The 13706-nt window shown below is 36.9% G+C and carries 16 protein-coding genes and 2 pseudogenes; 1 reads left to right on the forward strand and 17 read right to left on the reverse strand.

Features of this window, described 5'->3' with window-relative positions; translation table 11 throughout:
- Positions 1–49: 49 nt before the first annotated feature.
- From BQ7344_RS03495 to BQ7344_RS03540, 10 genes are all read right to left on the reverse strand, one after another.
- Positions 50–799 carry a hypothetical protein gene (locus BQ7344_RS03495; RefSeq protein ID WP_003023129.1) on the reverse strand — a complete coding sequence of 250 codons (750 nt, stop codon included), beginning with the start codon at positions 797–799 and terminating at the stop codon, positions 50–52.
- 316 nt (positions 800–1115) lie between these two features.
- Entirely contained in the window at positions 1116–1562 is a 447-nt protein-coding gene (locus tag BQ7344_RS03500) for a hypothetical protein (protein ID WP_072521443.1), read from the reverse strand.
- A 28-nt stretch (positions 1563–1590) separates the two neighbouring features.
- Positions 1591–1971 carry a hypothetical protein gene (locus tag BQ7344_RS03505; RefSeq protein ID WP_003023131.1) on the reverse strand — a complete coding sequence of 127 codons (381 nt, stop codon included), beginning with the start codon at positions 1969–1971 and terminating at the stop codon, positions 1591–1593.
- Positions 1972–2295: 324 nt separating this feature from the next.
- Complete coding sequence (locus BQ7344_RS03510) at positions 2296–2742, reverse strand: hypothetical protein (RefSeq protein ID WP_072521443.1); 447 nt, start codon at positions 2740–2742, stop codon at positions 2296–2298.
- A 28-nt stretch (positions 2743–2770) separates the two neighbouring features.
- Complete coding sequence (locus BQ7344_RS03515) at positions 2771–3151, reverse strand: hypothetical protein (protein ID WP_003023131.1); 381 nt, start codon at positions 3149–3151, stop codon at positions 2771–2773.
- 292 nt (positions 3152–3443) lie between these two features.
- Positions 3444–3920 (reverse strand): hypothetical protein, encoded by a 477-nt coding sequence (locus tag BQ7344_RS03520; protein ID WP_015541018.1) that lies wholly within the window; start codon positions 3918–3920, stop codon positions 3444–3446.
- Between the two features lie 231 nt (positions 3921–4151).
- Positions 4152–4442, reverse strand: coding sequence for a hypothetical protein (locus BQ7344_RS03525; RefSeq protein WP_005930793.1), 291 nt, complete (start codon positions 4440–4442; stop codon positions 4152–4154).
- Positions 4420–4668, reverse strand: a complete 249-nt coding sequence (locus tag BQ7344_RS03530) for a hypothetical protein (RefSeq protein ID WP_005930789.1) — start codon at positions 4666–4668, stop codon at positions 4420–4422. Before BQ7344_RS03530 ends, BQ7344_RS03525 begins: the two co-directional genes overlap by 23 nt.
- 109 nt (positions 4669–4777) lie before the next feature.
- Positions 4778–5161 carry a TnpV protein gene (locus BQ7344_RS03535; RefSeq protein ID WP_072521444.1) on the reverse strand — a complete coding sequence of 128 codons (384 nt, stop codon included), beginning with the start codon at positions 5159–5161 and terminating at the stop codon, positions 4778–4780.
- Positions 5158–7080, reverse strand: a complete 1923-nt coding sequence (locus BQ7344_RS03540; RefSeq protein ID WP_072521445.1) for a recombinase family protein — start codon at positions 7078–7080, stop codon at positions 5158–5160. Before BQ7344_RS03540 ends, BQ7344_RS03535 begins: the two co-directional genes overlap by 4 nt.
- A 52-nt stretch (positions 7081–7132) precedes the next feature.
- Here BQ7344_RS03540 and BQ7344_RS03545 point away from each other — a divergent pair.
- Positions 7133–7552: pseudogene (locus BQ7344_RS03545) on the forward strand (tetratricopeptide repeat protein); the annotation flags it as partial.
- Positions 7553–7589: 37 nt separating this feature from the next.
- Here the strand turns inward: BQ7344_RS03545 and BQ7344_RS03550 are convergent.
- The 7 genes and pseudogenes from BQ7344_RS03550 to BQ7344_RS03585 all read right to left on the reverse strand — a co-directional run bounded on the left by BQ7344_RS03550 (position 7590) and on the right by BQ7344_RS03585 (position 13528).
- Positions 7590–8462, reverse strand: coding sequence for an ATP-binding cassette domain-containing protein (locus BQ7344_RS03550; protein WP_072521446.1), 873 nt, complete (start codon positions 8460–8462; stop codon positions 7590–7592).
- Between the two features lie 3 nt (positions 8463–8465).
- A complete protein-coding gene (locus BQ7344_RS03555) occupies positions 8466–9122 on the reverse strand; it encodes a transporter (protein WP_235816028.1) in 657 nt (218 codons plus the stop codon).
- Entirely contained in the window at positions 9119–10189 is a 1071-nt protein-coding gene (locus BQ7344_RS03560) for an ABC transporter permease subunit (protein WP_072521447.1), read from the reverse strand. The genes BQ7344_RS03555 and BQ7344_RS03560 overlap by 4 nt, the downstream gene beginning before the upstream one ends.
- Positions 10190–10306: 117 nt before the next feature.
- Entirely contained in the window at positions 10307–11485 is a 1179-nt protein-coding gene (locus BQ7344_RS03565; RefSeq protein ID WP_072521448.1) for a sensor histidine kinase, read from the reverse strand.
- Positions 11473–12147, reverse strand: coding sequence for a response regulator transcription factor (locus BQ7344_RS03570; protein ID WP_014080778.1), 675 nt, complete (start codon positions 12145–12147; stop codon positions 11473–11475). Before BQ7344_RS03570 ends, BQ7344_RS03565 begins: the two co-directional genes overlap by 13 nt.
- Positions 12148–12659: 512 nt before the next feature.
- Positions 12660–13082: pseudogene (locus BQ7344_RS03580) on the reverse strand (VirD4-like conjugal transfer protein, CD1115 family); the annotation flags it as partial.
- Complete coding sequence (locus BQ7344_RS03585; protein ID WP_320055380.1) at positions 13079–13528, reverse strand: PcfB family protein; 450 nt, start codon at positions 13526–13528, stop codon at positions 13079–13081. The gene BQ7344_RS03585 and the pseudogene BQ7344_RS03580, both read right to left, overlap by 4 nt.
- Between the last annotated feature and the right edge of the window lie 178 nt (positions 13529–13706).

A 13706-nucleotide genomic window follows, 5' to 3' on the forward strand; every position in this document is an offset into this window, starting at 1 on the left:
TGACCTTGACGGTCATATTCAGTTGTGGCAGATTAGCCAATTTGAAAAATTACTCTGGCACATCTACTGAATAACTTAGATTGTTTCCTCTCTTGTCGCTCTTTAAATCATCATAATACCATAGATACATCGTTCTGTCATATACATTGATTTCAATAACACCATCTGGCTTTTGACCTTCTACTTCTAATGAGTAAATTTCCTTATCATGTGCATAGCCAAAAACAAATCTGGTATCTGGATAATTTGGATTCAAGTCCTGTTGAAAATCACTTAATTTTAAAGATGAACGAATTAGTTCTGTAATATCAGATATAAGAATGCTATCCGCTTTAGTTGTAACCGGTGTAGCATTCATAAATGCATATTGTACACTTGCTTCCTCCACCTGTTTTTTGCAGCGTGCCATCACAAAACCTTGAACGGGATCGTTATCGCTTCCTGCCCGATAGAAAATAGTATCATACTGTTTGCCATTCCATATATGCAATATTTCATCAACATGATTAAGAAAATCTTCTGGAACAGAAAATTCTTCATTTTCAGCATTCAAAGGAGAATTCAAAATAGCTTCTTCGACAGAACTATAATATATGAGTTCAGAATCCTTTTTATCGTAATCACTCAAATTGAATTCGACATATGCATTGTCTTTATTGTCATCTTCCGGAACATAAGTATAACGACCATTTTCAATATGGTCATCATAATCAACAAACAGTCCAATACATATCAGCGCTGCAAAAATCAAAAAAACTATTCCTACAATGATTAGCAATATTTTCAAAAATTTTTTCATACAAAAGTCCACCTTCTTGCTTCATTTCAGTAAATTATATCATACCGATATGAACAATTCAATTCACGCTCTATCAAGTAGTTTTTTACTTACCTATAACGCACATTTCCGCAAAATCCATAGTCTCCGATACTTTCCTCACAGGCGATATACAGTCGGAATTCTGTCAGCTCATGAAATAAGAAAAACCGACGCATGATCGCTTTACGCTCAATACATCGGTTTCTTCATCTGACCTTGACGGTCATATTCAGTTGTGGCAGATTACAGGTAATCTACAAATTTCCCAAAACAAAATAGGATATTTATTTTTATTCTATTCAACTACATACCCATATTCTGTGTGTGGTAAATACCTTACAGTTATCTTATCTCCTAAATCGCTACCTGTTCCCCAATATTTTAATGAATGTTCTTCTCCAGTTTTCTCATCTCTAATATGTATTCTTCTTTCACTATTAGAGTTTTCTCCTGACATTGCACCTTGTGTAACTTCTCCGGTAACTTCAACTAAATTGTTAGGTAGTAAATAAGGTATATCCAAGCAACAAGGAACAGTTATAAATATACCGAGAATCAATAACCCAACAACTGCCATCACATTGATTATTTTTTCCCATTTTTGATATTTTATTTTTTCTTCTTCATTGACAGCCTTTCGTTTTATAAACTTCCCATTTTTCTTTCTATGCAAAACATACATAATTAAGACTATAAATGATACTATAATCACTCCAAAAGTTCTAAACATCAATAATGCCATAAATTTGTACTCCTTTCAAAGCGACACGCTATTTATTAACAGCTTTATCAGCTAATCTTTTATCTCCCCATGGCGTTTTCAGCATAGGCTCATTATCAATAATTCCTGCTCTTAAAATTTCAAGGGGTTTTTCTAATTGTAAGATGTTTTTATTATCTATAATAATAGCAGTTTGAAATTCCTCAAAACTTTCAAAAACTCTGTCTTGAAATATAAAAGATATATTTTCTTTACATTCCTCTGCGTTAGCAGGTAAAACACAGGAACCCATCACATATTTTTTCTCATTATAGGAAAACTCAATAAGAGTAAAAGCCATATCATTATCATAATCAGACTTGATAATTTCCATTAGATCTTTTGCTTCAATAATGAGCGTTGGCTTTTCATTTTTCTTAAAACCAAACATGAATAACACCTCCAAGAATTAACTTTATCTTATTTTTCATTATACTTCATCAACTTAACGAATGGAAGAAAAAATTTGTGTGCAGAGTTCCTGTTCAAGCCTTGTAACGCGCATTTATGCAAAATCCATAGTCACCGATACTTTCCTCACGGGTGATATACAGTCGGAATTCTGTCAGCTCATGAAATAAGAAAAACCGACGCATGATCGCTTTACGCTCAATACATCGGTTTCTTCATCTGACCTTGACGGTCATATTCAGTTGTGGCAGATTACAGGTAATCTACAAATTTCCCAAAACAAAATAGGATATTTATTTTTATTCTATTCAACTACATACCCATATTCTGTGTGTGGTAAATACCTTACAGTTATCTTATCTCCTAAATCGCTACCTGTTCCCCAATATTTTAATGAATGTTCTTCTCCAGTTTTCTCATCTCTAATATGTATTCTTCTTTCACTATTAGAGTTTTCTCCTGACATTGCACCTTGTGTAACTTCTCCGGTAACTTCAACTAAATTGTTAGGTAGTAAATAAGGTATATCCAAGCAACAAGGAACAGTTATAAATATACCGAGAATCAATAACCCAACAACTGCCATCACATTGATTATTTTTTCCCATTTTTGATATTTTATTTTTTCTTCTTCATTGACAGCCTTTCGTTTTATAAACTTCCCATTTTTCTTTCTATGCAAAACATACATAATTAAGACTATAAATGATACTATAATCACTCCAAAAGTTCTAAACATCAATAATGCCATAAATTTGTACTCCTTTCAAAGCGACACGCTATTTATTAACAGCTTTATCAGCTAATCTTTTATCTCCCCATGGCGTTTTCAGCATAGGCTCATTATCAATAATTCCTGCTCTTAAAATTTCAAGGGGTTTTTCTAATTGTAAGATGTTTTTATTATCTATAATAATAGCAGTTTGAAATTCCTCAAAACTTTCAAAAACTCTGTCTTGAAATATAAAAGATATATTTTCTTTACATTCCTCTGCGTTAGCAGGTAAAACACAGGAACCCATCACATATTTTTTCTCATTATAGGAAAACTCAATAAGAGTAAAAGCCATATCATTATCATAATCAGACTTGATAATTTCCATTAGATCTTTTGCTTCAATAATGAGCGTTGGCTTTTCATTTTTCTTAAAACCAAACATGAATAACACCTCCAAGAATTAACTTTATCTTATTTTTCATTATACTTCATCAACTTAACGAATGGAAGAAAAAATTTGTGTGCAGAGTTCCTGTTCAAGCCTTGTAACGCGCATTTATGCAAAATCCATAGTCTCCGATACTTTCCTCACAGGTGATATACAGTCGGAATTCTGTCAGCTCATGAAATAAGAAAAACCGACGCATGATCGCTTTACGCTCAATACATCGGTTTCTTCATCTGACCTTGACGGTCATATTCAGTTGTGGCAGATTACAGGTAATCTACAAAAATTATTTTTTCCATATAACTTCCCCACAATGCGGACACTTTTTGGGAATGATTAAATTGCTATTTTCATATTGAATTAAAGATATTTTCTTATTCTTGCGGTCACAAATATCTTTAACTTCTTTATTTACAAGACTACCTCCTTCTTCTCCTAAATATCCCAAAGTAGTCTTATACCATGGAAATTTTCCTTTACATACAGGGCATTTCCATAAAAACAGGAAAATGTATTCAAAAAAGAAAGACACCAACCACATCAAAAAGGTTAAGAAAAATATGACTAAGCAAACAAGTCTAATATAATCAGGCAACACTCCTTTTATAGGCAACATTTCTTTTAGAAAAACCGCAATTCCCCCTACAACAAGTGATGGCACACAAATATATGGCAAAATACGAAATATTTTTTTATTCACTATACTTATCTTGTTTAATGAAGAAATATTTTTATATACAAATTCTACCTTACTTTTTTCCATATATACTGCCTCCCGAAAAGCTCACTTCTAAAATTATCTTTTGTCTATTATACTTCATCAGCCTAAAGAATGGAAGAAAAATTTTGTGTACAGAGTTCCTGTTCAAACCTTGTAACGCACATTTTGGCAAAATCCATAGTCCCCGATACTTTCCTCACAGGCGATAGGCAACGGTCAAAACATCAGGTCTGCACCTGACATTTTAACCGCATATCAGCCCTGATTATCACATTATCCCTGCTGGCTGTTCAGCCCATGCTTTTTCGCATATTCGCTGGCTTTCTGTCTGCGTTCCTCACTGTAAGGCGGCAGGAAACGGATAGACAGACGGGACTTTGCCAGCTCATAAGAAACACCGCCTTGAACATTGGATTTTTCCAGTCGGCAAAGGTCAGGGTACTTCTTAGCAAAAGCAGCCAACCTCTTTTTCAATCCGGCGTTGTGGGTGTAGATATTTGCCTTGTCCTCGCCCTCATTAAAGAGAACGATTGTTTCTTTCTCAATCTTCGTCAGTCTCGTCATAGCAGCCCTCCCTATGGTTTTTCAACACACGCAGCTTGCAGTAAAAGCAGCGATACCACCTTTCAACACCCTCAGCACTCAGCTTGACGGAAAGCATATAAAACAGCTTCTTCGCCACTGGATCGGGTGCAAGGGCAGCTACCATACGCAAACGCTCGACAGTTGCTTTCAGGTTCGGACAGCCAAAGGCATAAAGGGCTTCCATTTCATTCCGGTTCATCTTCATTGTGTTTTCCTCCTTAAAGTTTGATAAATGAAAAGCGACAGACACTTCATAAGGAAATACCTGTCGCTTCGTTTACGATACAAATTTGTTGGTTTTGGACTTGATAAAATCAGCAGTAAATCATTTCCTGTCTGATGATTTCTTCGGCTCGGTTACGGATAGAGTTCATGGACTGTACCCACAACATCTGATTGTCTGCTTTCATGGTTTCGGTCACGCCCTCGGCTTGTTTCATCTGCTCAATGATAAGGCTGCACCTTTCCGTTGCCTGTTCGTTCAGGTCAGCAAGGTAAGTATGCAGTTCGCCGGATAAACAGAGGGCAGAGAACCTTGCAGGGCGGTACTGCTCCAAATATGTCCTGTGCAGTCTGCCCCACATACCGATAGGGCGGTGTTCCTCCGGTAGCTTCAAGTCCGGCACATAGTAATCGCCCACAAGAACATAGTCCAGACCGTTGCTTTTGTCATGGATTCGTGATTTTAATTCTGTCATGCTATTTTTTCTCCTTTCACTTTTTGCCGATTTGATTTGCTTGTGACGTTCTGTTCAACACACACATTGCTATCAGAACTTTTTTCTTCTGCTATACGCTCATGCTCCGCAAATTCTTTTGATTTCTCACGAATCTTTTTCATATACTTACGATTGGATTCTCGTTTTCTGCGAAGTCGTTCCGCCTCTTTTTCAGCAGCAATCCTTTCTTCCTCTGTTGGTTCATGCTGCTCCACAGGTACTTGAAATTGCCCGACATAGTTAAGATATATCTCCACCTCTGTGGTGCGGTCTGCACCTTTTCCTTGTGGCTCGTGAACCAGAATTTTGTCGATAAATTCATTTATCATGGCAGGAGTAAGTTCTGTAATATTCTCATACTTTTTAACCAGCTTTAGAAAACGCTCCACATTATTTTGACCGCCTATAATCCGTTGCATATCAGCGGTGTCAGTCTCAATAATCTTGTTTAGCTCGTTCTGCTCATTTTCATAATCAGTAAGCATACTCTGAAAAAGCCTGTCCGGTAATCTTCCAATCACATTATCCTCGTAGATTTTCCTGATGAGCATATCCAGTTCGTGAACTCGCTTCTGATTTCTTTCAATGCGTTTTTTTACAGTTTCAGAAACAGCAATATCTTTCATCGCCGATTCTTCTTGCAGAGAATAGACAAACTCCTGCTCATTCAAAGAAACATAATGGCAAGTCTCTTGTATGGTTTTCAGAATGATGCTTTTAAGTGCTTTTGTTGAAATATGGTGGCAAGTACAATGTCGGTCATACTTCTGATAAGCAAGATTATATGTGGAACATTCATAACAATCTGCCGGATTGGAATAACTTGTCCTTTTTTCGCCTTTGGCAGTATAGTATATTCTTTCTCGCCCTTTCCGCTGCCTGTGATTATACATCGGCGCACCACAATCAGCACAGTAAATCTTTCCGGTCAGAACATTAGGCTCGCCCATAGGATCTGCTTTTCTTACATTCTGTCTTAACTTTTGAGCAAGCAGCCATGTTTCTTCATCGACAATAGGCTCTTGTGTATCATCAAAAACCACCCAATCTTCCTTATCTGCCCTTTTCGTCTTTTTGTCCTTATAGGAATTTTTGAATGTCCTGAAATTGACAGTCTTTCCGATATACTCTGGTCGGGCAATCAGAGTAGTAACCTGATTTCCTCGCCACATATACGGATTTTCTTTGTCATAGTTGCTTGCATGATTTCCAAGTCCCTTTTTGCCAAGATAATAAGATGGTCTTTCAATTTTTTCTTCTGAAAGTTCTCTTGCTATCTGATAAGGTCCTTTTCCCTCAATAGTCATGCGATAAATTCTGCGGACTACTTCAGCAGCTTCTTCATCAATAATCCAATGGTCGGGGTTTTCGGGGTCTTTCAAATAGCCGTATGGTGGGATATTACTTGTATGAGCGTTGCCGGAAGAACCTCTGGATTTCAGTACAGCTTTAATTTTCTTACTTGTGTCCCTGACAAACCACTCATTCATGATATTCAGAAAAGGGGCAAACTCACTGGTTTCTTGACGGTCACTGTCAATACCATTATTGATTGCTATAAATCGAACTTCCTTTTCTCTAAACAGAATGTCAGTGAAAAAACCTACTTGCAGATGATCTCTGCCGATTCTGGACATATCTTTGCAGATACAGGCAGTGATTTCTCCGTTTTTAACACCTTCAACAAGTCTGTTCCATGAAGGTCTGTCAAAGGTCGCTCCACTCCAACCATCATCGGTAAAATGAACAAGATTCGTAAAGCCATGTTTTATAGCATAATCTTCAAGCATTTGCTTTTGATGAACGATACTGTTACTCTCTCCAGCATTATCATCATCACGAGACAGTCTTTCATACAAAGCAGTAATGCCATTGCTTCTATCTTTTTTTCTTCTCATGCTGAACTCCTTTCTTCAATTCCTATCCACTCCTTACGCTCACAAAATATCACATCCCGATCTTGCAAGAGAACACATGGAAAAAAGTATCTCACTGCTTGACCAATTTAACCTGCTTCATATAAATGACAGCATACCTCAGATTGCCAATTATGCAATGTTCCTGACAGAACAGCAGGAACCCGAAAGAGGAATCTCCGAATTGCAAAAATTATCCGGCATCATCAAGGAATACCATTCCGATGAATGTCTGGATTATGCCAAAGTACAGGAAACCCTTGCAACCATTTATCTGATGACCGCCAATCTTTCACACGCCAAAACACATTTTAAAAAAGCTTTCAAAATATATGAAAAGATCTGGGCTGATGAGCCTGAAATGATTGAAGCAAAATATCTGGAGATTCAGGAGTTATATCCACAGATTGGATTTTCCATTGGAAAAACTCTATCCGGTCTTTTAACAAAATAAGTACAATTTACGGCGGGCAACTTGCCCGCCGTTATATTCAACTATTCGTCAAATAAATATATGCATCTTCCAAAGTGATATCATTATCCAGGACACAATTCTCATTTGACTTTCCTTTGCTTAATATTTTCATATGAATTCCATTTTCTACATACTGCTTAGATGAAATAGAATAATTGGCTTCTAACAAACGGGCCTCTTCTGCATTTTGTACCGTACAATTCCAAACACAGCCCTTTGCATTTTCCAGCAATCCACTCACGCTTCCGGAATATAAAAAACTTCCTTTTTTCATAATGGCAAGCTGTGTACAGGTTGCTGCTAAATCTTCTACTACATGAGTGGAAAACAGCACCGTTCTATCCTTTGAAAAATCAACCAGAAGATTGCGGATCCTGATTCTTTCTTCCGGATCTAACCCAGTTGTTGGTTCGTCAATAATCAAAAAATCCGGATTATTAAGAAGTGCCTGTATGAGTCCGACACGTCTCTTCATACCACCAGATAATTGTCGCATTTTTTTATTCTGATGCTCTGTAAGAGAAGTCTTTTCCAGATAATAGGTAATTCTTTGTTCGAGGTCATTTCTGGATACTCCTGACAGTCCCCCCATATATACAAGACATTCTTTCACCGTAAGATTCGGATATAAGTCGATTTCCTGTGGAAGATAACCAATCTTTTTCTGTATTTTCTCATAATTTCCCTCGTTATATAGAATTCCATCAAGGGAAACCATTCCTTCCGTTTGTTTTAAAACGGTTGTAAGAACCCTCATCAAAGTGGTTTTTCCAGCACCATTCTCACCCAAAAGTCCGTAAATTCCCTTGGGTATTTCAAGAGATGCCTTATTTACTGCAACTACACCATTTTTAAATCTAACTGTTAAATCATTTATTCTAATACTCATAATCTATCCTCTTTTCTTTAAAGCCATTGGTAATACTGCAAATAAAAACAGCCCCGTTATAAAAGACACAAGCGTTCCATAAATCCAACTCTCGGACATTAATTGAGTAGGTTCACAAAAGCTGAAAGAGAACAATCCCAGATTTCCGAAAAATGAACTTCCCGCTTTTGATATAAGTCCAATGACAATTCCAAATAAACATCCAATACCTGCCCACATATTTCGAAGCAATGTACACAAAATCACAGTGCATATACTCCAAAACCAGATAGTTCCAAACATTGCAATGAAATATAAAAGAAATATCTGAATACCCGAAATGCCTTCGTTTACACCGCCCGGTTTTTGCCAGAAAAACAAAACATATCCAACACAAGAAAGTATTAATAAATATAATATTTGAACGCCCACTCTCTGCGATATTACTTTTAACTGCTTTTTTTGATCATACAAATGAAATACATCGGCACGCTTACTTTTTACTTCCATCAAATATGTGTCACTACAAAAAATAATTGTTAAAAATGCTATTGGAGACTGAATTGCTGAACCGATTTCTTCATAGTATATAATCGGATGAATAACACACAATATCAGTATAAATGCACATGAATAAAAAATCTTATATAACGATAGGCAGTTTTTTAGTTCCGTTTTCAATGAACCCTCCTCCTTTTCCAGATTGTAACAGAAATACATACTAATATAACAGATGCGATCACAAGCATAATCTGATTTATATTTGACATTTTGGCTGCATGTGTTTCAAAAAACCTGCCAGGAAATCGCACCATAATAGAGAACGGTCTCATATAATAAATATCATTCTTCTTGGTCAGCATATTTGAATATATAATGTGTAAAAACAAAACTGGTGCTGCCGGAAGCGGATTTTTAAATATTAATGCTGTAATTGTATAGACACAACATATCATCAAAAGATTCGGCACAATATAGATCAGAGAATTCACGCAAAAATCAATTGGTGTTACCGGAAATCCCGATTCTAAAGACGTTTTCAAACACAGCATAAAGAATATAACATTCAAAATCACTAATACGCCCAACATACTAATGAATCCGCTTATTATTTTCCCACATATATATTGGATTGCCGTAACAGGCTTTGTATGTAATAATTCATAGGTATTTTTTCGTGTATCCTGAATAAATAAAAATGATAGCAAGACTGTTGCAAAAAAGGCCATATGCAATCCTGCAAAATCCGTGAACTTTTTGGCAAAGTACCAGGAAAAAGAATGTTCGGATAATTTCCGCTCGATATAATGATTGATTTCTTCTGCTGTCCCCTTATGAATTTCAAGGTTCTCATAAGCATATATTGCATTATAATAGCCATATTGGGATTCCAAAAACTCAGAAGCAGTCTTTACATCCATATTCTGAATTTCTTTCATTACATGATCCGCTTCCTGCCTGCTAAATCCAAAACCATTTTGGGAGGTGTCCATTAACGTCTCTTTGATCGTATCTTCCCACTCCCTTCTTCTTTCTTTATCATCAGATGTGGGAATGTACCCATCCATGACATCGGCATCTTCCAATTCTACATCATTTTGTGTGACCTGTTCATTCTGTTTGATATAATGAATTTGCAAATACGGTGACAGACATTGATACATACTGGCAACTATAATAATCAAGCCAATCCACAAAACAGGGTTCTTTAAATAATCAAGTATACTTCTTTTTATGATTGTTTTCATTGTATCTCTTCCTTTCTTTATTTCTTTAACAACATCATACAAATCAATTCTCAATAAATTCACAACAAAAAAAGACTAAAACCACTTTATTTGTGATTTCAGCCTTATAAAGTATTTTTATTCAGCTTTAAAAAGAGCTTCTACATAAGCACCACCCTGTCTGGCATTATATATTTTCAAATTTCCTCCATGCTTTTCACAGAAAATACGAGAAATATACATACCAAGGCCAAAATGCTTTAAATCATCTTGCGGATTCTTATGATAAAATGGCTCTGTTACTTTTTCCTCGGTATCCACAAATCCTATTCCATCATCTTCAACAGAAATTATAAGAAAACCATCCTTTTTCTTTATCTGCAAAGCAATACTTTTTTGTGCATATCGAACCGCATTTTCCAGTAAGTTGTCTATCACTTCCATGACAAGTTCCTCATCCACTTTCACAATGTTTTGTTCCTGCGCTCTTTCTACCTTACATAATTTACTTTCCTTCTTGGACAGCATGGCAGCTTCTGCCTCAATCTTTTTTGCCAGTTCCGATAATTCTATCTCTGAGCATTGCAGTTCCCTCTGTTCTAAATGGGACATTTTTCTCATGTTTTCCGTGAAATGCTCTATACGGTCAATCTGATACATGCCTGTTTGTAAGATATCAATAACATCCTCTGTTTTTATACTCTCAGCAGAAACAAACTCTAAGAGCATTTCCTGATACCCACGCAATATGGAAAGTGGAGAACGTATATCATGTGCAATTGCATTCCGCAAAGCCTTCTCGTCATCAATCATTCGCCACATCTTTCTGTTGTTATCTGCTAAAGCACTTCGCATCATTTCAAATTCTTTACACAAAGTTCCCATCTCATCTTTATTTTCATAGGACACATGGAAATCCAGTTCATTATCTGCAATCATTTGCGAGGCATCTTTTAGTTCCTGTAGAGGTGTCTTTAACTTATTTTTATAAAAAAAGAATACCGCAGCAACACTCCCAACAATCGAAAAAATCAGTACCGAATATGTTTCCATAAAGTCACACATTTCCGAAAGATGATAGTCCAAACGATTCATCTGCGATTGATTAGGTCTTGATATCTCAATCTCGTATTTCTTTCCATATTGCCGAAACACGTCCGTATAATCTGCATAATCAATATATTTTTCCCATATTTTATTCTGCATATTTCTTGCAAAATGAACTGTAAATCCAGATAACAGAAATGCTGCCGTTAAGCTGATCACAAAATAAAGCAGAATTGTTTTTTTCAGTGACAAGTTTCTTATTTTTTCCATCGGTATCCAATCCCCCATACAGTTTCTATGTATTCTTTTTCTGAATAATCTGCTATTTTTTTCCTTATACGCCGTACTAATTCCGTTATCGTTCTACTATCCCCTTCCGCATCATATCCACAGACTTGTGCATATATACGTTCTTTATCAAACACCTGCCCTGGATGCATGGATAAGAATTCAATAATCTGATATTCAATTTTTGTGAACTCCATCCTGTGTCCAGCTATAGCTACTATTTTTTCAGAATAATCAATCAGCATTTCATCCATGAAACGGTATTCCGTTTTTTGTTGATGCCTTTCTTCTCTCTTTATGTTTGTGACAATCCTTGCTTCCAACTCCCGAAGACTAAATGGTTTCGTAATATAATCATCCCCACCCGAAAGCAACCCATTAATTTTATCATCTTCATCAACTCTTGCTGTTAGAAACAAAATCGGACATAACACTTTACTACGTATCAGACGACATACTTCAATCCCATCCATGCGTGGCATATTGATATCCAACAAAATAATATCCGGTTTCATTTTTATTTTATTTAATGCTTCCATTCCGTCTGTAGCCGTAATGGTTTCATATTGTTTCATATTAAAATAACTACAAAGCATTTTCACCAATTCTTTATCATCATCGACAACTAAAATCTTGTATTTCATCCAAACCACCTCCAGTATCCATATTATACGATAAAAAACAATGAAATCACAACAAGAGTACATGAAGAACGTAAGCACAATATATCTTTTTTCTCAATTTCCCCTCAATGCCTTTTTCCTCCGATCTTCTTATGCTTATCTCACAGCAGAGCAGCACCACACCGGTATGACCTGCTGAATCAATCAATACGAAAACGGAGATGTTTTTTTATGCAGGTGGGACAGCAAAAACCTCCTGTGGCTGATTGCTTTCACAGAAGGTCTTATTTGTTTATGCTGTCACATTTTCATTTTTCAGATATGATTGTCTTTCTCACACACCAGCCTTTCATAATCCAGAAATCCTCGAATATACATTTCTTTTTCCATAATCCCTTCCATGGAATTTTTCGCTGAAATAATTCTGTCCAATGCCTGCCACATCTCCTGTCCGTCACCTCTGAGGACTGGTTCCAGTATTTCTATGTAATGATGAATTTCTGCTTCCAGAGAAAACGTCTCTGGATCGGATTCAAGAAATTATTTTCAAACACAGAATCCATATATGGCTCTATGTCCTTGGCATTTCCCCACCTTGCGGAACCGTATTCTACACCCTGTCGGAACTTCTTGACATTCTTGGCTTTGTAATACACCACAAGTCGGAGTGCTATGCCGCCTGCCACACCAATCAGTAAATCCCTTGGGTGGAAGCTGGGCAAGGGATTGGCAAACAGCTTATCAAGGCGGTTCATGATTGCCATCATCTTATCGGAAGCATTTGTCCCCTCCGATACTCTCCACAACCATGCAACCTTGTCACAGAAATACCCAGCAAAGATATAGGGCAGATTCAAAAGCACTAGCTTCTTGGTATCCATACCTCCTGCTTTTGCTTTCAGATTTTTCGGGATTTCCGTCAGGTCTTTGGTTATGCCTTCAATGATGTTACTCAAAGGCTCTGCCCCCTGTCCTTATTCTTTTCCCGGCTCCGTTCTCTGTTCTTATTCTGTGATACTGCATCCCTAAAGCGTTTCAGTTTCTCCCTTACGGAAGTCCTGCCCTTTCGTTTCTCATTACCATAAACAAATTCCTTGAATGCCTGTGCTACTGCATCGGCATCCCTGCCCTTGAAAAATACCACATATTTCGGCGGGTCCGTTGTCTTGTCTTTCTTGACGGCAAAATCAACATTATATTTACGAGCTACCCGCTCAAAGGATTTGATATTGCCGTCCGTCACTTCGATAGACGAAACTCCCACGCCTTCGCCAACCAGCTTTTTCACAGAAGTTTTACCATGCGTTTTCTGTGCTTTCTGCCTGCGGTGGTTCAGATACATCCGCATTGCAGCCTTCAAGACGTTGGCATCCAATTTAGCGGTCTTAATTACAAGAGCGATTGTTTTCTGCGTTACTTCCTCTTACATAAGTACCTCCGATCTGCATTTCCATGTGCGTATGCTCCGCTAAGGTGGAACATACAGCCGATGTAATAAATACCTCATAATTCTCCTTTCCGCTTCTGGACATCGTGTCCAAAAGCAATAAAAAAGGGCAGCTATAAATCTCTCGACTTAT

Source organism: Blautia sp. Marseille-P3087, from assembly GCF_900120195.1.
In the GTDB taxonomy this organism is placed as follows: domain Bacteria; phylum Bacillota; class Clostridia; order Lachnospirales; family Lachnospiraceae; genus Blautia_A.